The following is a 21,340-nucleotide window of genomic DNA, read 5'->3' on the forward strand; positions in this document are numbered from 1 at the left end:
GACACTACCGCTTAAACCTCGGGGGGGCATGTGCCCCCTTTTTTTCGCCCAATAATCAGAAAGCCAGGGTCCATTGGCCGGTCACGCCCTGGTTGCGACTGTTGCTGCCGACCTCGGCGGTATAGGCCAGGCCCACGGTGTGTTGCGCCGACAGCGCCAGGTCGAGCCCGGTGTGCAAGGCCACGCTGTCACGGTCCAGGGAGGTGCCTTCGATAGAGAAGTCACTGTTGAAGCCTGACTTTTTCACCCAGGCAGAGGACTGGCGCACGGTACTGCTCACGTCACCATAGAGATGCTTCCAGCTTGTGCTCAGGTGCGGCTTGAGGGCCATCTGGTTGTCCAGCGTAAACGCGCTGGCCAGGCGTAAACCGAAAGTGCTGCTGAGGTTTTCCTGGGTTTGGGCGCCGACGTTCAGGGCGCTAATGCCGCCTTTTTCCTTGTAGCGGTCGCGGTGATAGCGCTGGTAGCCGACACCGCTAAAGGGCTCGACGCTGAAGCTGCCCTTGTCCAACACATAGCCCAGCTCGGCAAAGGCGTTCTGGCTCTGGGCGTTGTATTTGCCTTTGGCCTGCTCGCGGTATTCGACAAAATCAAAGTCTATGCTGCGTTTGGTTTGACCGGCATGGCTGCTGTAGATGGCCCCCAGGCGCAGTGCCAGTGGCCCGTCCTGACGCACGGCGTAACCGCCGAGGTGCCAGCTGTCCAGCTCGCCCTTGAAGCGTTTGGCGCTCAGGTCGCTGGCGGACTTGGCGCCGATTACACCCACGCGCCAGGCGTCGCCTACCGACCAGTCGCTGCCCAGCATCAGGCCTTGGGTACGTTGCTGCAAACCGGCGCTGCCGTTCTGGCTGTCGAGCTTGCCGGTGTTGCCCAGGGATTGGACCCAGACGCGGCCAGGGCTTGCGTCATCGTTCAACTGGCGCATGGCTGAAAGCAGCTTGGCGTTCAGCTGTTTCATGCTGTTTTGAGTGGCGGTGGCAAGGTTGGCATTCTGGCTGCCCGCCAGTTGCTCAAGCACTGCACCCAGGCGCCCTGGCTTGAGATTCGCTAACTCCTTGCCAATGTTTTCCAGTTCGTATTCTTCCCACTCGTCGAGTTCGCCTGACGCCAGCAGAGTGTCCACGGCGTGGTCCAGCACATGAGCGACACGTTGGCCGTTGCGGGTGGTTGCATGGTCGGCGAAGTGGAAGTCGCTCTCGGGTTCGGGCAGTACGGGGTGATGGTGAGTTGGTTTGCCATCGACAGGCAGCTGGATCCACTCGCTGTCTGGGTCGATATCCCCCCGCGCATGGGCGAATTGAGTACCGGTGACCCCCAGCGCCAGGGTGATGGCGAGTGCGAGTTGTTTCTGTATGAGTGGCATGTAAACCCAACCTCTTGATGTATGAGGTTGGGGAATTTAGCGAGGTAAAGGGCGGATAAATGTCAGGCCCACGACCCCGCGTGTGCGGGAGATGTCTCTAGTCAGGGGCGATTAAAAACTCATCAACCGCGCCGCACATACCCCTTGCCGTAATGCCGCTCCATGCGCGCCTGGATCAGTTCCAGCCCGATGGACATGGCCCAGTAGATAATCGCTGCCGTGGTCAGCATCTCGATATAGCGATAGCTTGAGCGGCCATAGGATTGCGCCAGGAACATCACTTCCCAGACGCCCATGACCGAGATCAGGGATGAGTCCTTGAGCATCGAGATGAACTGGTTGGTGGTGGGCGGAATAATGGTGCGCATGGCCTGGGGCAGGGTGACGTTCCAGAAGATCACGCTGTCGCGCATGCCAAGGGCCAGGGCTGCTTCCCGTTGGCCGTGGGGGACGCCGAGGATGCCGGCGCGAAAGATTTCGCTCAGGTAGGCGCCATAGTTCAGGGACAGGGCGATGATCCCCGCAGCGATAGCGCCCGGCACCACGCCCAGTTGCGGCAGGCCAAGGTAAATCAGCAGGATCTGTATCAGCAGCGGCGTGCCACGAAAGAACGAGGCGTAGAAGCTGGCGATGCCGAAGGCCACGGCGCTTTTCGACAGGCGCCCCAGTGCCGTGACAAAGCCCAGCAGTGACGAAGCCACAATCGAGCACAGGCACAGGAACAAGGTCAGCGCTGCACCTTGCAGGAAGCCGTTGGGCGCCAGGTGCAGGCCTACCAGATTGGGCAGCTTGTCGAGGATGATTGAGAACTTCAGGTCAAAGCTCAGGAAGAAACTGGCGAACAAGGCACATAGGGCTGCCCAGGTCAGGTAAAGCCGGGTCCTGAACCCAAACAGCCGTTGCACCCGCGACGTGGCCACCGTTGGTTTGGGAGGTGTCGGGAACGCTGTCATTGGCTGATATCAGCGCCGATCCATTTTTGCGACAGCTTGCTCAGGGTGCCGTCCTGTTTGAGCTGGGCGAAGACTTCACGCACTTTGCTGTCCCACTGGGCGTCGCCTTTTTCGATGGCCACCGCGTTCGGTTCGGAGTACAGGGGCTCACCGGCAAGCTTGAAGCGCTTGTCCTGAGTCAGCCGCGGTTGGGCAGTCACCAGGTTGGTGAGGATCGCGTCGAGGCGAACTCCTGCGCCCAGGCCCAAATCCTGGAAGGCCACGTTATCGGTGTCGTACGGAGCGATCTGCACGTTCTCGAAGGGATACTGCAACTGAGTGTCTTCGGCGCCCTCGATCACCAGGTTTTTGTTCAGGTAGCTTTCATAGCTGGAGGCGCTGGTGAGCCCGACTTTCTTGTCGCTCAGGTCCTTGGCGCTGTGGATACGATCATCCTTGGCATTGACCACGATCACGGCCGGCGAGGCGTAGTACTGCACCGGGAAGTCGAATACTTCGGCGCGGGCCTTGCTTGGGGTCATGGAGCAAATGCAAATGTCGTAGCGCCCGCTCCAGTGGCCGGCGGCGATCACGTCCCAGGACGGCGTTTCCAGGCGCAGCTTGACCCCCAGTTTGCTCGCCACGGCCTTGGCTACGTCCACGTCGAAGCCATCGAGTTGGTTCTGGTCGTTGAGAAACGAGAACGGCGGGTAACTTTCCATCAACACGCCCACCAGTTCTTTCTTTTGCTCAACGCGGTCCAGGGTCGCACCGCCGAACGCTTGGGTGGAGGCGGCCAGAATCGTAAGGCCCAGAGCTAGCAGCGGTTGATATTTCAAAGTCGACACCTGAATAAAAAGGTTGTTATTAACCGGATGGGGCGTATTAAATAGTTATAAGAACGACTCTCATAGTGAGTTATTTTCATAAGCTTATGAGTAAAAAGCATATGGGCGCAGCAAGCACAGTAATCCTCGACGGTGGCATGGGCCGCGAACTGCAACGCCGTGGGGCGCCGTTCAGGCAGCCGGAGTGGTCGGCACTGGCCTTGAGCGAAGCTCCGCAAGCGGTGGAGGCGGTGCACACGGCGTATATTCTGGCCGGGGCGAACGTGATCACCAGCAACAGCTACGCGGTGGTGCCGTTCCATATCGGCGAAGCGCGGTTTGCCGCTGAAGGCCAGGCCCTGGCGGCGCTGGCCGGTGAGTTGGCGCGACGGGCGGTTGAAGCCTCAGGCAAGGCGGTACGGGTGGCGGGTTCAATCCCGCCGTTGTTTGGCTCCTATCGTCCGGACCTGTTTGAGGCACAGCGCGTGACGGAGTTACTGACGCCGCTGGTGCAAGGCCTGGCGCCCCATGTCGACGTCTGGTTGGCGGAAACCCAGAGTTCGATCGTTGAGGCGCGGGCCATCCGCGCCGGTCTGCCTCAGGATGGCAAGCCGTTCTGGCTGTCGTTTACCCTGAAGGATGAAGACACCGACGAAGTGCCACGCCTGCGTTCCGGCGAGCCGGTCGCCGATGCAGCCGTGGCGGCCGCCGAGTTGGGGGTAAAGGTGTTGTTGTTCAATTGCAGCCAGCCCGAAGTGATCGGTGCGGCGATTGACGCCGCGCGACAAACCTTCGAGCGCCTGGGGGTGGCGATTCATATCGGTGCCTACGCCAACGCCTTCCCGCCGCAACCCAAGGAGGCTACGGCCAACGACGGCCTGGACCCTTTGCGCGACGATCTCGACCCGCCCGGTTACCTGCACTGGGCGGCCGATTGGCAGGCACGGGGTGCCAGCCATTTGGGCGGTTGCTGCGGGATCGGGCCGGAGCACATCGCAGTGCTGGCCCAGAAGCTGGTTTAAGGCTTACAGAGCCTGGCGGCGGCACTCCGCCAGGCTTTTAAACTGCCCTGAAGCCGTCTGGTTCTCATCCGAAAACCACCGCTCAAACCCCGCCCCAATCGCCGGCCATTCCCCATCGAGGATCGAATACCACGCGGTATCGCGGTTCTGCCCCTTCACCACCATGTGCTGGCGAAACACCCCTTCAAAACTGAAGCCCAACCGCTCTGCCGCGTATTTGGAGCGAGCATTGTCGTTGTTGCACTTCCATTCCAGGCGACGGTAGCCCTGTTCGAACGAATACTTGGCCAGCAGGTACACCGCCTCAGTGCTTTTCGGCGAGCGTTGCATCGGTGCGCCGAAGGTCACGTGGCCGATTTCGATGCGGCCCTGGGCCGGCACGATCGACATCAGGCTGAGAATGCCCTGCACGTCGCCGCTGGCGCGGTCGATCACGCTGAAGAAGTACGGGTCGCTGTTGAGCGCGTGGTTGTTCAGCCAGGTATCGAAGGCGGCGCGTTCAAGGAAGGGGCCGTAAGGCAAATAGTCCCACAACTTCGGGTCGGCACCGGGGCCTTGCAGGGCTTGCCACAAGCCGTCGCCGTGGCGGGCCGGGTCGAGTTTTTCGAGGCGGATGAAGCGTCCTTCGATAACGGTGACGGTGGGCGCCGGAACACCTTTCCAATCGGCCAATGATGTCGACATGCAGTTCTCCTTAAAGACCTTTGCGAAACTGGATAAAGCCGGGGCGTTCGGCGATGCGTTCATACAGCTGAATGGCAGTGGCGTTGGTCTCGTGGGTCAGCCAGTGGACCTTGCAGCAGCCGTCCGCCTTGGCGGTGGTGTAGACGAATTCGATCAGTTTGCGGCCGACGCCGGTGCCACGCTGGGCCGGGTCCACCAGTAAGTCTTGCAGGTAGCAGGAGTTCTCGATGCTCCAGTTGGAGCGGTGGTAGATGAAGTTGACCATGCCCACGGCGTTGCCGTCCTGCCAGGCCAGGGCCGAATGGGTCGGCTCATGGGCGTCGATCAGGCGTTGCCAGGTGCTTTGGCTGACGGCGTCCGGCAGTTCGGTGTTGTAGAAGCGCAGGTAGGCCTGCCACAAGGGCAGCCAGGCGGCGTGGTCGGCGGCGGTGACCGGGCGGATTTCGATCGGGCTCATGAAGGGGCTCCTTCCTTTGGGATGAATCGGGCGAGTGTTTGGTCGCGTACGTCTTCGCTTGCCGCCAGCCCGTCACGCACCCCGGCGATGTCGGCCGCGCTGCGGTTCTGGCTGAGCTTGCGTTTGCCTTCCAGGCGCTGGATCGGCAGGGCGAAACCGACGATGGCCTTGAGCATGCCGTCAATGTAGTCGGCCGGGGCGTCGCTGACTTTCCACGGCTGGGCGCGAGTGCCTTCATGGCGGTCAGTGAGGGCGCTGACCAACCGGAGCAGGCGCTCGGCGTCGGTGAACACTTCGGCGTTGCCGTAGGCGTGCACCGCCAGGTAATTCCAAGTCGGCACCACTTTGCCGTGCTCGGCCTTGGCTGGGTAAAACGCCGGGCTGATGTAGGCCTCGGCACCGGCAAAAATCACCAGTGCTTCGCTGCCGTTTTGCAGGTCTTGCCACTGGCGGTTGGCCTTGGCCATGTGGCCATAGAGCGTGCCGTTGGGGCCTTCATCGGGGTTGAGCAGCAGCGGCAGGTGGCTGGCCTGCAGGCCTTGCTCACCAAAGGTCACCAACTGCGCCAGGCGCGTGTGCTGGATCAATTGCTGGATTTCGGGCAAGTCATCGAGGGCAAAGGCGCGGGGTGTGTACATGAAGATTTTCCTTGGCGAATGCCTGCATCCTAGGCAGGCTATTGGTTCGTTGTAAGAGCCATCTGTGATCCATTTTATGGGTCCAATTTTGCCGGAGTGCCTGCGATGCCCCCGATAGAGCCGCCGCTGTCGTTCAACCCGGCCGGTATAGAACTGGATCGCCGCCACGGCCTGACGCGCCAGCTTTACCAGGCGTTGCGCCAGCGGGTGCTGGACGGGCGTTTGGTCAGCGGTACCCGACTGCCGGCCAGCCGTGACCTGGCGGCGGCGTTGTCGATTTCCCGCAACAGTGTGGTGCGGGCCTACGACCAGCTGTATGCAGAAGGCTTTATCGAAGGCCGGGTGGGCGACGGCACCTATGTGGCACAACTGCCTCAGGGGCCAGGCAGCGCGAAAAAACTATCCACAAAAGTGTCCACAGGGTTATCAACAGGCTTATCCCCAGGGTTATCCACAAATTGGCTGGATTTACCTGTGGTTTCATCCAGTCGAGTTATCCACAGCCCGGCCTTGGGACGGGTGGAAAACCATCATTTGGCGCTGCCGCCGAGCGGCCCGCCACGGGCTTTTCGGGTGGGTGTACCGGCGTTTGATCTGTTCCCTTTCGAGGTCTGGGCCAAGCTGAATGCGGCTTTCTGGCGCAAGCCGGACCTGCAGCAACTGTGCTATGGCGACCCGGCGGGGGACGAGCGCCTGCGCGGTTTGATCGCCGCCTATCTGCGCAGCTCCCGGGGCATGCAGTGCACCGCTGAGCAAATAGTGATCACCAGTGGCGCGCAGCAGGCGATTAGCCTTTGTGCACAGCTGCTGGTGGAGCCGGGAGACGGGGTGGCGGTTGAAAACCCCGGCTACCGGGCGGCAGGCCATGCGTTCGCAATTGCTGGGGCAACACTCCACGGCATCGCGGTGGACAGTGAGGGTATCGACTGCACCGAGCTCAACGCCGTCAGTGGCTGCCGCCTGACCTATGTCACGCCCTCGCATCAGTACCCGACGGGCGTGGTCATGAGCCTGGCCCGGCGCCTGGAGTTGCTGGCGTGGGCCGAGCGCACAGGCGGCTGGATCGTCGAGGACGACTATGACGGCGAGTACCGCTACAGCGGCGCGCCCCTGGCCCCGTTAGCGGCGCTGGACCGCAGCGGGCGGGTGCTTTATGTCGGTACGTTCGGCAAAGTCGCGTTTCCGGCGTTGCGCTTGGGGTATCTGGTGTTGCCACCGGGCCTGGTACAGGCTTTTGCCCGGCGCCGGGCGGTGGATGTGCGCCATTCCGAGGTCAGCACTCAAGCGGTGATGGCCGAGTTCATGGCCGCCGGGCATTTCCAGCGCCATGTACGGCGCATGCGTCGGGCGGCGTTGAGCCGCCTGAATACGTTGTTGGCCGAATGGCCGGAGGCAGTGGCGGGTGTTGGCCGCCTGCCGGCGGTCGCGGCGGGATTACACCTGGCGGTGCCGGTAGAGGGGCTGGCGCGGGAGCAGCAACTGATCGAAAAAGCCGCAGCGGTTGGCGTCGAAATCAATGGGCTGAGCAGCTATTGGTTGCCAGGTTCCAGCACCCCGCCGGACCAACGTGCCGGCCTGGTGCTGGGTTTTGCTGCGGTGCCCGAGGCGCAAATCAGCCAGGCGCTGATGCGCTTGGGCCAGGCGTGGGAGTAGCCGTCTCCGGCGGCTGGCCGGAGGCCGTGCTCAAAAATAGCGATCGGGCCAGGTGCGAGCCGATTTTGGCCCGGTAGATTTCTCGTCTAGCCTGCTCGGAGATTCCTTCACGGTCTTCGAACGCTCCGCCCAGGCGGCGTTGCTCCAGTGTTTTCAAATGCGCGGTGGTGTAGGTCTCGGCAGGCGCGGTCATTGCCTTGTAGTGAAAGTGCGCGTACCACAACACCCGGCCGGTTTTCTGTTCCCGTACTTCGTATTCCTGCATGAAGTCTTTCCTGGGGCCCTTAAGCCTGCGACGAACACCCACGGCCTGGATGGTCAGTTCGCCTTCGTTGGCGAGTAGCTCCACATGGCCGGCCGTTGGCAGGCGTTTCTTGAGCATGTCGAGCCTGATGCGCCGCCCTTCGCGGTAGAGTTTTTTGACCGCATCGTCGAGTCGTTTAGTCGCCGCGACAGAGGCGGTATTGTCGGTCTCGTTGGTGGCATTCGCGGCCTGCTCGATGGTTTTGCTGGCCTGCTCCATGGCTTGCGCCCGGCGCTCGAATTTCTCCTCGATCTCCACCGGCAACCGTTTAAGGTCGTCAGCCAGCAGTGTGGTGCGGTCGATGAAGCCCTCGACATCGTCGAGCAGCGTATTGCCGTTTCTAAGGCTGTTGGCGAGGCTCACGGTGGGCGGGTGGCTGACGGCTGGCGTCGCGGGTTGGCGTTGCACCCAGACGCCCGGGGTTTTTTCGTGGAAGGTCGCGATGACGTTATGGGTGACGGGCGCCCTGATGTCCACCAGGGCGGGGTCGTCCGCGCGGGGCTCACCGACCACCACACCTTTGAAGCGTGTTTTGATGATCGTTTTTTTCTTGGGCGCACTGGCGGAAGCCGAGCCTTCGTCCTTGGCGTCCTGAGCGCGTTTTTCCCGCAGGGCGCTGTTCAGTTGCTTCACGGCCCGTTGTGAAAACTCCTCGATCTGCTGGCGCACTTCCTCGACGGGCTCCCTCAGTACCAAACCGGGGTATTCGTCTGGCAGGTCCAGGAGATTCTGATTGATGACGGTGAATTGGTCGGCGAGGTTATCCAGTGCTTCAATTTGTGCGTCGAGCGTGGTCCCAGCCTGTGTTCCTTCAAGCTCGCGGGTGCTCCTGATAGCGAGTTCGGTAACATTGATAATTTCGTAGATGCTGGTGCGCGCCTCGGCCATTGCCACCCCGCCACCTTTCTTAAGGCACAGGTAGCGAGGCAGGGCGATGCGAAAGCTTTTCAAGTCATCGAGTTCAAGCTCTGGCAGGTTTTCGCGGGACTCTGTTTCAAGCTCTGCACCCTCGGCGCCCAGTTCCCTGAGATGTTTGAAGCGTAAATGGACGTACTCGATCTGGGTGATCAGCTTCAAGGTCGTATCGGTAATGCTTCGATGGCTGAAGACTGAATTCGCATCGTTTGCCGCATTTTTTCCCATGGCATTCACCCCGCGCTGGAAATCGGTCAACAGTTCGTCGATGCCTGCTTGAGCAATGGATATCTGGTGTTTCAGATACGTGAGCATGCGCTTGGAATAGTCCGGCACCACATCAAGGATGCTTAGCGACTTGAGTTGGGCAATCGGCGTTTCGAACTCTTCCCGGCGCTTATCCAAGGCACTGATAAACGTTGCCAGCGCCGCGTCTTTGCTGGCCGGCGGTGCGGCCCTGCTGGCTTTACGGGCGGCCTCCAGAGCGACCCGGTGGCTGCGCTCCTGACTGTCGAAAATCTTCAGTTGCTCACGCAGGTCAGCGATGGTGGCGGGCTTGAGCCGCTGGCCTTTCTTCATCCGACTTCGGAAACCCGCACCGCGCAGGCGCAAGCGCGTATCGATAAACCATTGCCCGGCGCGGTTGTTGATCAGCAATGGGCCGAGGCGATCGGGTCGTGTGGCATCCACGATCATCACTGCGTCATTTTCATCCACCTGGACCTGGAACCAGCGCTCGCCCACCGGGGCATACCAGTGATCGTTCAGCGGGTAGAGATGCTGATGCGAGCCGGGCAGGGTTTGTTGCGCGCCCAGTGCTTGGGGCTTTGCTACGTTGAAGCTCTCCAGGGTTCTTTTCAGGTTCAGCGGCTTGCGGGTCAAGGCGCCCAGGGTGTGCAGTGAGTCCTCATGCCCGGAGGGCAACTCGGACGTCTTGATGTCGGGTAGCTGAGTGGTCGGTAGCTTGCCCAGTGGCTTGGGCGGGGTGAGCGTCTCCAGCTCGGTTACCTTGGGTTTTTCAGCGTGCCCGGCAAGGCCTGGGCCTTGCCGGCTGGCCAGGTGCAGTGCCAGGGCCATGCCCAGGTTGAGAAAAATATCGGTCAGGGCTGACCAGGCCCACTTGGTTTCGCCGTCGTTGCGCTAGCTGACGTCGATGGCTTCTTGAACATCGTCGATAAGCTGTTTGACCCAGGCTGCGGTGCCCACGGTTTTGCCGAGGAAGGGCAGGGCTGCGTTGAAGATCAACCAACCGGCGCGCTTGAAGCTTTCCCAGCGGGCTTCTGCGTTGGATACCGACTGCTTGTCGGCGAGGTCGACCAGCGCCGCCGCGTTGGATTTAAACAGCGTGGCCAGGTTGTCCTCATGCAGGGTCTGGCTGGCGAGTATGACCGGCCCGCTCATGGTCAACGCCGTCACGGGTTCGACCAGCAGCTCGGAGAGCACCCAAGGTGACGTGATGGTCCCGGGGAAGACAAACTGTGCGTAGTCAAAGCGCACGCTGTCGGGCAGCCAGGCCAATACCGATTGGCGCAGGGAAGTTGACTGTTTGACGGCGTAGATCAGGTTGTTCGGCGAGGCAAACTGCATCAGGGGTTCGGCGAACAGCGGTCGGTACAACAGGCAGGGGCCGTTACCGGGTATTTGCGGACCAATCACGAACATGTTGCTGACGGGGTCTGCTGTCTGGCTGGTACGACGTGTGGGGACGAAGGCCAGGGGACGGATAACCACGGTTTGGCCATCGACGCGCCGTTGGTTGGGGTCGGTTTCCATGGCGGCGCAGAGGTAGCGGTAGCCTAGTTCGTCAACGCCAAACTGATTGCGGATCTTGTATTGCAGGGCCAGCAGCGGCAACTGCAGGCGCAACTGATCGGTATAGAGGGTTTGGCGAAGCAGCGATTGTGCGGGGTCGTCGAGCAACGTCGTCTTGACCAGCTTGGGGTATTGCTCGCCGACATTCACGAGGGTGATCAGGTCTTGCAGGTACGTCACGCTCATCCAGGTCGGCAGACTGCGGCCATCCCTGTACTGGGCGACCTTGTTGCCCAAAGGCAGGGCGATCAGGTTTTCCAGCGCCAGTTCGGCCAAGCTGAAGGTGACGGTGCTTGTCAGCCCCGGCGCGGTAAACAGCCCCCACACGACCTGGCTGGTGACGGTGATCTGCACCTGCGCCAGTTTGAGCATCAGTTGTTGTTCGAGTTGGGCGTCGACCCCCAGGCCCAGGTCGGTTTTTTGGGCAGGCGATAGGCTTTTGGCCATTTCCCCGGCAATCGCCTGAAGGGCGTAATCGCCAATCAGCGCAAGCCCGTCCTGGTAGGTTTTATTCGCCACACGCTCGTTCAGTGTGGCGAGGTCGAGCATGTAGCGGCTGTAGCTGGACAGGTCGGCCGCGTCTGCATTTTTCAGCCAGTCGGGTAACGCTTCGCTGATTTTTTCGAGTTTGTCCCTGTCGGCTGACGACAGCTGGCTGAACTCCAGCCGCTCGGCCTCGACGCTGTCTTCGGCGGCCGGGTCCGGAGTTACGAACGAGCCGATGTCGCCAATGGCATCGATTTGCAAGCCGATGAGGGCGCAGGCCTGTTGCTCGAAAAAATCCCCTTCGGGTTCAAACAACCGCCATTGCAGCGACTTTTCTTTCAGGTTGCTGGCGTGCCGGGTCAGTGCCTGGCCCAGCTCGTCGAGGCTATGGAACTGCTCATACCCGGTGGCGATCGAGTACGTCAGGATCATCGTGTGTTGATCGTGGGTGCCGATCAGGATGGCGAGCGGGTTCAGGTTGAGGTGATCGGTGCGGGTACCTTTGTCGATATCCACGTCCATCAGGTAGGCGCGGGTGCCATATTTGTCGTTGGGCAGGCGCAGGGCGTAATCGGGATAAAGAAACACGTTCCTGGCCATGGCACATTCGTCTTCATCCCAGCCTACGGATGCCTTGATGTCCCAGGCAGTTCGCAACGCAGTGGCGAAGGCTTGCCAGCGGGTGCCTTGGGGGCCATCGGTCTGGTTCCAGAAGTCCAGTTGCTGTTCCTGATATGCGGTAAACAGCAGCGGGGCGCAATCGTTGATCAGCCGTGCGATGGCATCAATACGTACCGGCAAATGAACGTCTGGCCCGCTGGCAGAGCGGTAGGTGAGGTAATGCTCGCCATCGATGTAGCGCAGTGGCGTGCCTGATAGGGCATGCCGGGCCAGTGCGCCGGTGAGCGAGTCATGTTGTGGCACTCCGGGAACAACCTCCTTATCGACGATCAGCCAGGACGGCGAGACGACAATGGCCAGGTCCGGGTCGATGTCGAGCTCGGGATAAAGCTCCTTCAGGGCGGGGCGCAAGATGTTGGAGGCGACTTCCCGAGGGGATGGGCCGGTGGTCAGTTGGGTGAGCAGCTTGTTGGTATTGACGAATGCTTGCGCGTTGGGCGACTGGGGCATGGGGCGTTCCTTGCTGGCAAAAGGTCGATGTAATTGCCAGAAAGTTACGGGGCCTGCGCAGGCTTGGGTGGTAGTTAACTGTTGGGCCCTCCACCCCGCAACGCGTTACGCGTTGCGGGGTGGAGGGCCTCCGTATCAGGTGCCGGATTTGATCTTGGTCCAGGCCCGTGTCCTGGCGCGCTCTGCATCACGGCCCAGCGGCTTCAAGGTGTAGAGCGTGGCCATGGCGGCTTCGGTCGGGTACAGGTTGGGGTTATTACGGATCGCCGGATCGACCAGTTCGGTGGCGTCTTTGTTCGGGTTGGGGTAGCCGACAAAATCGCTGATCGGCGCGATCACGCCGGGTTGCAGCAGGTAGTTGATAAAGGTGTAGGCGTCTTCCGGGTCCTTGGCGCCTTTGGGAATGGCGAGCATGTCGAACCAGATGGGCGCGCCTTCTTTGGGCAGGCGCATGTCCACGATCACGCCATTCTTGGCTTCCTTGGCGCGGTTGGCGGCCTGGGAGAAGCTGCCCGAATAGCCGACGGCCACGCAGATGTCACCGTTGGCAATATCGGCCATGTATTTGGAGGAGTGGAAGTAGGTGATGTACGGGCGGATCTTCATCATCAGCGCCTCAGCTTTTACGTAGTCCGCAGGATTGCTGCTGTTGGGGTCCAGGCCCAGGTGCTGCAAGGCCAGCGGAAGGATCTCCGAAGGCGAATCCAGCAGTGCTACGCCGCACTGCTTGAGCTTGCTGATGTTCTCTACGTTGAAGATCAGGTCCCAGCTGTCCACGGGGGCATTTGCGCCGAGCGCGGCCTTGACCTTGTCGGGGTTAAAGCCGATCAGGATGGTGCCGTACATGTAGGGCACGGCAAATTTGTTGCCCGGGTCGTTGGCTTCGATCAGCTTCATCAGCTTGGGATCGAGGTGGTTCCAGTCGGGCAATTTGCTGCGGTCCAGCGGCTGGAACACCGAGGCTTCGATCTGCTTGGCCAGGAACACGTTGGACGGCACCACCACGTCGTAGCCGGAGTTGCCGGTGAGCAGCTTGGCTTCCAGGGCTTCGTTGGTGTCGAAGATGTCGTAGATCAGTTTGATCGTGGGATTCTGGGCCTTGAAGTCTTCCAGGGCCTTGGGCGTGATGTAGTCGAACCAGTTGTAGACCCGCAGGGTTTTTTCTTCGGCTTGCACGGCACCGCTAAGCACCAGCGCGCTGAGGAGCAGAGGCTTGAGCATGTTCATTGGGCGGATCCCTCGTGTTCAAAACCTTCGAGAACGTTGACGGCGTTGATGCCGATTTCTTCGACGGCGTAGCCGCCTTCCATCACAAACAGCGTGGGCGTGGCGAGTTGCGCGATGCGGGCGCCCATGGCCAGGTAATCCGGGCTGTCGAGCTTGAACTGCGAGATCGGGTCGTCCTTGAAGGTGTCGACGCCCAGGGATACGACGATGACGTCGGCGCCGTAGCATTCGATTTCCCGGCAGGCTTTCTCCAGTGCGGCACTCCACGTCTCCCAGCCAGAACCAGCAGGCAGCGGATAGTTGAAGTTGAAGCCCTCGCCGGCACCTTCGCCCAGCTCGTCGGCATAACCGAGGAAGAACGGAAACTCCGCTTCCGGGTGGCCATGGATCGAGGTGAATAGCACGTCGCTGCGCTCATAGAAAATCGACTGGGTGCCGTTGCCGTGGTGGTAGTCCACATCCAGGATCGCGACTTTCTTGTGGCCGTGGTCGAGAAAGGCCTGGGCGGCGATGGCGGCGTTGTTGAGGTAGCAGTAACCGCCCATCAAGTCTGCGGCGGCATGATGGCCGGGTGGGCGACACAGGGCGAAGGCGCTGTGGGCACCTTGCTGGATGGCCTGTTGGGCGGTGAGTGCAACTTGCGCTGCGCTGTAAGCGGCTTGCCAGGTACCGGCGGTAATCGGGGCGCCACCGTCGAAGCTGTAATAGCCGAGCTGGCCGTGCAGGCTGGTGGGCATCACCCGGCGCAAGGTGCGGGCGGGCCAGGTGTAGGGCAGCAGGTCGCCGTCCTGGCCGAAGGCGGTCCAGCGTTGCCAGGCACCTTTGAAGAAGGCCAGGTAGTCGTTGCTGTGGATGCGTTGCAGCGGGGCCAGGCCGAAATCCTCGGGCACCTGCACCGGGCCCAGCTCACGGTCCTTGACCCGTTGCAGTACATGGTCGGCGCGCGAGGGCATTTCGAAGCAGGGCATCAGTTGCCCGTCCATCAGCTCGCATCGGCCGTGGTGCAGGTGGTGATCGTCCGAGTAGATCGTCAGCATATTGTTGTTCTCCGCAGGCTGTGTCGATGCATGCAGTCTTGCGGCGGGCGGGGTTTATGAGAACGGCAGGAGCGGCCAAAAGGGGATAAATATGGCCAAAGTGTGTGACCGTAATTCGCCCCGAAATGGCGCGGCCACGCCCCAGCAAGTGGCTTCAGGGGCGGAACTGGCTCGGCGCTACACCGCTCCAGCGCACAAAGGCGTGACGGAAACTCGCGGTTTCGCTGAAGCCCAGCGCCTCGGCAATTCGGTAAATGGGCAGTTCATCCTCGCCCAGCATCCGTTTGGCCCGCTCGAAGCGTAGCTCGTCCAGCAACTCCTGATAGCTGCAGCCCAGGTCATGCAGGTGCCGGCGTAACGTGCGGGGGGAACAGTTCATCTGCTCGGCCAGGCCGTCGAGGCCCGGTGCGGCGCTGAGTTGGCTGGCGAGCAGGTGGCGAATCTTGCCCAGCCAGGCCTGGCGCCCGGTGAACTCGGTGTTTTGCTTGCGGCAGCGCTCGGCCATGGCCTGGTGGGTGACGGCGTCGGCTAATGGCAGCGGTTGGTCCAGCCAGCTTCGGTCGAAGGCAAACGCGTTGGCGGTGGCGCCGAATTGCAGCGGGCAGGCGAAGCTTTCGGCGTAACGCGCGCGGTAATCCGGGGCGTCGTGTTCAAAGCGCGCACCCAGCAGCGGCAGGACATGCCCCAGCAGGTCGTCGCAGATCACCTTCAACGAGGCCAGGCAGAGTTCGACGTTGAACATTTCCAGTGCCGGGTTTTCCCGGTAATCCGCGGCACTGAACCAGATGCGTGTGCCGTCTTCCTCAAGGTCAAGCTCGAAAAGTGTTCCCAGCAGCGCCGGATACCGCAGCGCCAGGCGCAAAGCGTCACCGAAGGTGGCACTGGTGAGCAGTGCGTAACCGAGCATGCCATAGGAAGAAACGTGCATTTGCCGGCCCAGTTCCAGGCCGATATCCCGGCGCAGGGCCACGGCGTTGGCGCAGACGCGCATCTCCTGGTTGGTGGTGATGCGGGTGTCGGCGCGGCTCAAGTCCGCCGCGCAGATGCCACTGCCGGCCAGCAAGGCCTCGGCGGGTTGGCCTTCGGCCTTGAAGGTGTTGAGCACCAGCGAGACGGCGTTGAGGGTGGTGAGGTGGGAGTGCAGCATGGGAGCTTCCAGCCAGGGGATGGCGGGAAGAGGAGCAAGTTATATGCCGGTCAGCTCAGTTCGCCACACAGGTCGAGTTCGACCAGGCGGCGGATTTCGGCGGTGTCCAACTCAGCGCCGATCAAGGCATTGAGCTTGCCGAACACCGCTTCACGGGTCATCCCGCCACCGGACAACACGCCCACGCCACGCAAGCGGCTACCGGCCTCGTACACATCCAGCTCCACGCCGCCTTCATGGCATTGGGTGATTGCCACCACGACCACGCCGTTGTCCTGCGCGCGCTTGAGGCTGGCGAGGAACGCGGGGTTGTCGCTCGGCCCGGTGCCACTGCCGAAGCATTCCAGCACCAGCGCCTGAATGCCGCTGCCGATCAGCGCATCCAATTGCGCTGCGGCGATGCCCGGCACCAGCGCCAGTACGCCGACATTCGCCAGGGCCTTGTCGTGACGGTAATCCAGTGCTGCCGGAAGTTTGTCCGCCTTGGCCACGCCGCCGTTACGTTGCAGGGCGGCAAATGGATTGCGGCCGTAGCTGCGAATCTTCGCGCAGCGGGTGGGTGCCATCAGCTTGCCGTGGAAGTAAAGTTGCACACCCGATGCCAGGCCTTCGCCCAGCGCCACCAGCGCACCGCTGACGTTTTCCCAGGCATCACTGTCGGGCACACCGGCGGGCAGCATCGAGCCGGTAAACAGCACCGGCGCCGGCAAGCCCAGCAGTTGGAAACTCATGGCCGCCGCGCTGTAGGCCAGGGTGTCGGTGCCGTGCAGGATCAGCACGGCGTCGCAGCCGGCGTCCACCGCTTCGATCACCGCCACACGCAGGCGCTGCCAGTAGGCGGGCGTCATGTTGGCGCTGTCGATCAGCGGGGCCATTTCACGAAAGCGCCAGGTGGGCAGTTGCTCGTTGGCAAGCTGTTCGCGCATGCGCGCTTCAAAACCCGAGGCGGGCGCCAGGCCGTTGGCGCTGGCCTGCATGCCGATGGTGCCGCCGGTGTAGAGCACCATGATGTTGTTGGCTGGTTGCATCGAAGAATCTCCTGAACGAAAAACGCCGCCGGGCCCAGAGCATGCCCAAGGCCGGGCGGCGTGTCATCTATCTAGGCTTAGCGTTGCGTTTGAGCGCTCAGTTCAGCCGATGCTTGAGCGGTTGGCTCAGGCTTCACCGGGTTGGCCGGCCAGGCCTTGCGGTCCAGGTCCAGGTCCGGGAACTTGCTGGAATCAAATACCGGCGTCTTGATGCCCGCCGCACGCTGGCCGTCGTAGTCATTCAGGATGCGCATGGCGATCTTGAACAGGAACGCCAGGGCGAACAGGTTGACGAACGCCAGCAGGGTCATGGTGATGTCGGCGAAGGCGAACACAGTGCCGAGGTTCTCGATGGAACCCCAGAAAATCAGCACCAGCACCAGCGCACGGTAGCCGATCAACACCTTGCGGTTGTCGCCCACAATGAAGCGCAGGTTGCTCTCGCCGAGGTAGTAGTTGTACATGATCGAGGTGAACACGAACAACGCCAGGGCCACCGAGATGAACATCCGGCCCCAGTCACCCACCACTGCCGCCAGGGAATTCTGGGTCAGGGCAATGCCGTCGCCTTCGAAGCCCGGGGTGTAGAAGCCCGACAGCAGGATCAGCAACGCGGTGCAGGTGCAGATCACGAAGGTGTCGAGGAACACGCTGAACGCTTGCACCACGCCTTGGGCGATCGGGTGCTCTACCGAAGCCACCGCCGCCACGTTAGGCGCGCTGCCCAAACCGGCTTCGTTGGCGAACACGCCGCGTTTCACGCCCATGATGATCGCGCTGCCCACCAGGCCACCGAAGGCTTGGTCGAGGCCGAAGGCGCTCTTGACGATGGTCGCGAGCATGGCCGGCACGTGGTCGAATTGCAGCACGATCACGTACAGGGTCACGGCGATGTAGACCAGGGTCTTGACCGGCACCAGCAGGTCGGCGATCGAGGCGATACGCTTGATCCCGCCGATGAACACCAGGCCCAGCAGCACGGCCAGGGCCAGGCCGGTGTAGGTGGTGTCCAGGCCAAACGCGTTGTTCAGCGAGTGGGTTACGGCGTGGGCTTGCAGGCCGTTGAAGGCGAAGCCGAAGGTGACCAGCAGCAGAAACGCCATCACCATGCCCAGCCAGCGTTTGTGCAGGCCGTGCTGGATGTAATACGCCGGGCCGCCACGGTAGGTACCTTCAGCGTCGGTGCGCTTGTACAGCTGGCCGAGAGAGCACTCGATAAAGCTTGAAGACATGCCCACCAGTGCGGTGACCCACATCCAGAACACGGCGCCCGGGCCACCCAGGGTCACGGCAATGCCGACGCCTGCGATGTTGCCGGCACCCACACGCCCGGCGAGGCTGAGCATCAGCGCCTGGAACGAGCTGAGTTGGCCGGCGCTGCTTTTCAGGCTGTCGCGAAACACCGAAAACATGTGGAAAAAGTGACGCAATTGAACGAAACGCGAGCGGATCGTGAAGTAACCACCGAGCCCGACAATGAGCACGATCAATACTTTCCCTGAGAGGAAGTCGTTGATGACTTCTAGCATGGAGTGTTCCTCGCTGATTTTTCTAATGGCAAACGCAGGACGGTCCGACGCATCGCTCAGCACCAGGCAGTGCACGACGCTCCGACCCCAATCCTTTTGCGGGTTTTGTTATTCATGCGGTTTCGCGCTTCCCAGGGTCTCGTTACCGACGACCGCTGACGCGAAGAGGGGCGGCACTATACCTAGGAGTGTGTGATTCGTCTGCACGAGGCGATTAAAGGTTTGTAGGGGCGAGCTTGCTCGCGAAGGTCGTTAACGATGATGAGTTCCTCCTGGATGCGCGCGGTGCCTTGTAGTTTTTCGCGAGCAAGCTCGCTCCTACAAGCAAAAAAAAGGGCCTGAAGAACGAGCCTTCAGGCCCTCAAAAGGTGAGAGGTGTCTAGTCCCTCAACCTGGTGAGCGGTGCAACAAACGCTTAGGCCTTCAACGGGACCAAGCGTGGGGCAATCATGTTTTCGGGGCGCAGGATGTCGTCGAGCATGGCGTCGTCGAGCAAGCCTTCTTCGCGCACCAGTTCCAGCACGCCGCGGCCGCTTTCAAGGGCGATACGGGCGATGCGGGTGGCGTTTTCATAGCCGATGTAGGGGTTCAGCGCGGTGACCAGGCCGATGGAGTGTTCCACCAGCTCGCGGCAGCGGGCTTCGTTGGCGGTGATACCGACGATGCAGTGCTCGCGCAGCATGTCCATGGCGCGTTGCAGCAGGCGGATCGAGTCGAAGATCTTGTAGGCGATCAGCGGCTCCATCACGTTCAGTTGCAACTGGCCGCCTTCGGCCGCGATGGTCAGCGCCAAATCGTTACCGATGATCTGGAACGCAACCTGGTTCACGGCTTCCGGGATCACCGGGTTGACCTTGCCGGGCATGATCGAGCTGCCTGGCTGGCGGGCCGGCAGGTTGATCTCGTTGATGCCGGTGCGTGGGCCGCTGGACAGCAGGCGCAAGTCGTTGCAGATCTTCGACAGCTTCACCGCGGTACGCTTGAGCATGCCGGAGAACAGCACGAAGGCGCCCATGTCGGAGGTGGCTTCGATCAGGTCGGCAGCCGGTACCAGCGGCTGGCCGCTGATGGTGGCCAGGCGTTGAACGGCCAGGGCCTGGTAACGCGGGTCGGCGTTGATGCCGGTACCGATGGCGGTGCCGCCCAGGTTCACTTCGGTCAGAAGCTCAGGTGCCAGGGTTTTCAGGCGGGCCAGGTCTTCACCGAGGGTGGTGGCGAAGGCGCGGAATTCCTGGCCGAGGGTCATCGGCACGGCGTCTTGCAGCTGGGTGCGGCCCATTTTCAGGACGTGGCTGAACTCGACGCCTTTGGCGGCGAACGCCTGGATCAGGCTGTCGAGGCTGGCCAGCAGTGCGTCGTGGCCCAGCAGCAGACCCAAGCGGATCGCGGTCGGGTAGGCGTCGTTGGTCGACTGCGCCATGTTCACGTCGTTGTTGGGGTGCAGGTATTGGTATTCGCCCTTGCTGTGGCCCATGGCCTCCAGCGCGATGTTGGCGATGACTTCGTTGGCATTCATGTTGGTTGAAGTGCCAGCGCCGCCTTGAATCATGTCCACCACGAACTCTTCGTGGAAATCGCCGCGGATCAGGCGGGCACAGGCTTCGCTGATGGCAGCGTGCTTGGCTTCGCTGAGCTGGCCCAGCTCGCGGTTGGCGTCAGCAGCTGCCTGCTTGACCATTGCCAGGCCGACCACCAATTTCGGGTAATGCGAAATCGGAACGCCCGAGAGACGGAAGTTATTCACCGCTCGCAGGGTCTGGATGCCGTAATACGCTTGAGCGGGTACTTCGAGTACGCCAAGCAGGTCTTTTTCTGTGCGGAAAGATGCAGCGGAGGACATGACGGAAATCATCTCGATAGGGACCCAGGCTAGGCCGGAACGCTGTGAATGCTAGGCTTGCGCAAGATTTTGGGCCAATGCTGTTAAACACTGGCCTATGCATAAACGGCATAATGTCGGTGTGACCCCGTTACCATGACGGACGTGTGTGCCAAAATGGTGCGTGCCCTGGGAGGATGTGATGAACCTTGAAAGCAAATGGCTGGAAGACTTTAGCGCCCTGGCTGCCACCCGCAGCTTCTCCCAGGCGGCGGAGCGGCGCTTCGTTACCCAGCCGGCGTTCAGTCGGCGCATCCGTAGCCTGGAGGCTGCGCTGGGGCTGACCCTGGTCAATCGCTCACGTACGCCGGTCGAACTGACGGCGGCGGGGCAGTTGTTCCTGGTCACCGCGCGTACCGTGGTCGAGCAGCTCGGCGAGGTATTGCGCCACCTCCATCACCTGGAAGGCGGGCAGGGTGAAGTCATGCAAGTGGCGGCGGCGCACTCCCTGGCGCTGGGCTTCTTCCCGCGCTGGATCGCGCAGTTGCGTAACGAAGGGTTGAACATCGCCACCCGGTTGGTCGCCACCAACGTCGGCGACGCCGTGCATGCGCTGCGCGAAGGCGGCTGCGACTTGATGCTGGCGTTTTACGACCCGGACGCTGCGATGCAGATGGACCCCGAGATCTTCCCGTCGCTGCACCTGGGCAACACCGAGATGCTGCCGGTGTGCGCCGCCGATGCCGACGGCAAGCCGCTGTTCGACCTGGAAGGCGAGGGCAGTGTGCCGCTTTTGGCCTACAGCGCCGGGGCATTTCTGGGGCGTTCGGTAAACCTGCTGCTGCGTCAGCGGGCGCTGCGCTTCACCACGATTTACGAAACCGCCATGGCCGACAGCCTGAAAAGCATGGCCCTCGAAGGCCTGGGCATTGCCTGGGTGCCGCAGCTGAGCGTGCGCGCCGAGCTGGCCCGGGGCGAACTGGTGGTGTGCGGTGGCCCGCAATGGCATGTGCCGCTGGAGATTCGTTTGTACCGCTGCGCCCTGGTGCGCAAGGCGAATGTGCGGTTGTTGTGGCGCAAGCTGGAAGGTGGCGCGGCGCAGAATACCTGAGCTAACACAGATCAAATGTGGGGCTTGCTCGCGAAAGCGTCGTGTCAGGCAACCCATCTGTGGCTGATACACCGCCTTCGCGAGCAAGACCGCTCCCACATTAGTTTTGCGGTGTTTTCGCTGACCTAGAAGTCAATAAAACCGCCACTTTGCGCCGCTAGACAGATGGTCATCCCAGGGGCTGTTTATCTGCGTTATTACGGTATACTGCGCGGCCT

The 21,340-nt window shown here is 61.6% G+C and carries 17 protein-coding genes; 3 read left to right on the top strand and 14 right to left on the bottom strand.

The window, feature by feature from the left end:
* Positions 1 to 55: 55 nt before the first annotated feature.
* The 3 genes from CEC48_RS00715 to CEC48_RS00725 all read right to left on the bottom strand — a co-directional run bounded on the left by CEC48_RS00715 (position 56) and on the right by CEC48_RS00725 (position 3,134).
* Positions 56 to 1,363 (bottom strand): autotransporter domain-containing protein, encoded by a 1,308-nt coding sequence (locus CEC48_RS00715; RefSeq protein ID WP_088421998.1) that lies wholly within the window; start codon positions 1,361 to 1,363, stop codon positions 56 to 58.
* A gap of 122 nt (positions 1,364 to 1,485) precedes the next feature.
* Complete coding sequence (locus tag CEC48_RS00720; RefSeq protein WP_088421999.1) at positions 1,486 to 2,316, bottom strand: amino acid ABC transporter permease; 831 nt, start codon at positions 2,314 to 2,316, stop codon at positions 1,486 to 1,488.
* Positions 2,313 to 3,134 (bottom strand): ABC transporter substrate-binding protein, encoded by an 822-nt coding sequence (locus tag CEC48_RS00725; RefSeq protein WP_088422000.1) that lies wholly within the window; start codon positions 3,132 to 3,134, stop codon positions 2,313 to 2,315. The genes CEC48_RS00720 and CEC48_RS00725 overlap by 4 nt, the downstream gene beginning before the upstream one ends.
* 110 nt (positions 3,135 to 3,244) lie before the next feature.
* Here CEC48_RS00725 and CEC48_RS00730 point away from each other — a divergent pair, with 110 nt between their 5' ends.
* Positions 3,245 to 4,144, top strand: a complete 900-nt coding sequence (locus CEC48_RS00730; protein WP_088422001.1) for a homocysteine S-methyltransferase family protein — start codon at positions 3,245 to 3,247, stop codon at positions 4,142 to 4,144.
* A 3-nt stretch (positions 4,145 to 4,147) separates the two neighbouring features.
* On the opposite strand, the gene CEC48_RS00735 is transcribed toward CEC48_RS00730, so the two are convergent.
* The 3 genes from CEC48_RS00735 to CEC48_RS00745 are packed head-to-tail and all read right to left on the bottom strand — an operon-like array spanning position 4,148 to position 5,923.
* Positions 4,148 to 4,828, bottom strand: a complete 681-nt coding sequence (locus CEC48_RS00735) for a GNAT family N-acetyltransferase (protein ID WP_088422002.1) — start codon at positions 4,826 to 4,828, stop codon at positions 4,148 to 4,150.
* A gap of 10 nt (positions 4,829 to 4,838) precedes the next feature.
* Positions 4,839 to 5,285 (bottom strand): GNAT family N-acetyltransferase, encoded by a 447-nt coding sequence (locus tag CEC48_RS00740; RefSeq protein WP_088422003.1) that lies wholly within the window; start codon positions 5,283 to 5,285, stop codon positions 4,839 to 4,841.
* Positions 5,282 to 5,923, bottom strand: coding sequence for an FMN-binding negative transcriptional regulator (locus CEC48_RS00745; RefSeq protein ID WP_088422004.1), 642 nt, complete (start codon positions 5,921 to 5,923; stop codon positions 5,282 to 5,284). Before CEC48_RS00745 ends, CEC48_RS00740 begins: the two co-directional genes overlap by 4 nt.
* 105 nt (positions 5,924 to 6,028) lie before the next feature.
* On the opposite strand from CEC48_RS00745, the gene CEC48_RS00750 reads away from it, so the two are divergent.
* Entirely contained in the window at positions 6,029 to 7,576 is a 1,548-nt protein-coding gene (locus CEC48_RS00750; protein ID WP_088422005.1) for a PLP-dependent aminotransferase family protein, read from the top strand.
* On the opposite strand, the gene CEC48_RS31455 is transcribed toward CEC48_RS00750, so the two are convergent.
* From CEC48_RS31455 to aspA, 8 genes are all read right to left on the bottom strand, one after another.
* Positions 7,536 to 9,677, bottom strand: a complete 2,142-nt coding sequence (locus CEC48_RS31455; RefSeq protein ID WP_176438639.1) for a hypothetical protein — start codon at positions 9,675 to 9,677, stop codon at positions 7,536 to 7,538. The two genes, CEC48_RS00750 and CEC48_RS31455, sit on opposite strands and share 41 nt — an antisense overlap.
* Positions 9,678 to 9,935: 258 nt before the next feature.
* Positions 9,936 to 12,224, bottom strand: a complete 2,289-nt coding sequence (locus CEC48_RS31460) for a dermonecrotic toxin domain-containing protein (protein ID WP_176438640.1) — start codon at positions 12,222 to 12,224, stop codon at positions 9,936 to 9,938.
* Between the two features lie 135 nt (positions 12,225 to 12,359).
* Complete coding sequence (locus tag CEC48_RS00760; protein WP_088422006.1) at positions 12,360 to 13,451, bottom strand: polyamine ABC transporter substrate-binding protein; 1,092 nt, start codon at positions 13,449 to 13,451, stop codon at positions 12,360 to 12,362.
* Complete coding sequence (locus tag CEC48_RS00765; protein WP_088422007.1) at positions 13,448 to 14,488, bottom strand: histone deacetylase family protein; 1,041 nt, start codon at positions 14,486 to 14,488, stop codon at positions 13,448 to 13,450. The genes CEC48_RS00760 and CEC48_RS00765 overlap by 4 nt, the downstream gene beginning before the upstream one ends.
* A 154-nt stretch (positions 14,489 to 14,642) precedes the next feature.
* Positions 14,643 to 15,635: an AraC family transcriptional regulator gene (locus CEC48_RS00770; RefSeq protein WP_088422008.1), complete on the bottom strand. Its 993-nt coding sequence runs from the start codon at positions 15,633 to 15,635 to the stop codon at positions 14,643 to 14,645.
* A gap of 50 nt (positions 15,636 to 15,685) precedes the next feature.
* Positions 15,686 to 16,663 (bottom strand): asparaginase, encoded by a 978-nt coding sequence (locus CEC48_RS00775; protein WP_088422009.1) that lies wholly within the window; start codon positions 16,661 to 16,663, stop codon positions 15,686 to 15,688.
* A gap of 77 nt (positions 16,664 to 16,740) precedes the next feature.
* Positions 16,741 to 18,192: a sodium:alanine symporter family protein gene (locus CEC48_RS00780; protein WP_088422010.1), complete on the bottom strand. Its 1,452-nt coding sequence runs from the start codon at positions 18,190 to 18,192 to the stop codon at positions 16,741 to 16,743.
* 415 nt (positions 18,193 to 18,607) lie between these two features.
* Positions 18,608 to 20,032, bottom strand: a complete 1,425-nt coding sequence (gene aspA / locus CEC48_RS00785; RefSeq protein ID WP_088422011.1) for an aspartate ammonia-lyase — start codon at positions 20,030 to 20,032, stop codon at positions 18,608 to 18,610.
* A gap of 181 nt (positions 20,033 to 20,213) precedes the next feature.
* Here aspA and CEC48_RS00790 point away from each other — a divergent pair, with 181 nt between their 5' ends.
* Positions 20,214 to 21,122 (top strand): LysR substrate-binding domain-containing protein, encoded by a 909-nt coding sequence (locus CEC48_RS00790; protein WP_003213413.1) that lies wholly within the window; start codon positions 20,214 to 20,216, stop codon positions 21,120 to 21,122.
* The last annotated feature ends 218 nt before the right edge of the window (positions 21,123 to 21,340 follow it).

Source organism: Pseudomonas sp. K2I15 (assembly GCF_002204795.1).
GTDB lineage: Bacteria > Pseudomonadota > Gammaproteobacteria > Pseudomonadales > Pseudomonadaceae > Aquipseudomonas.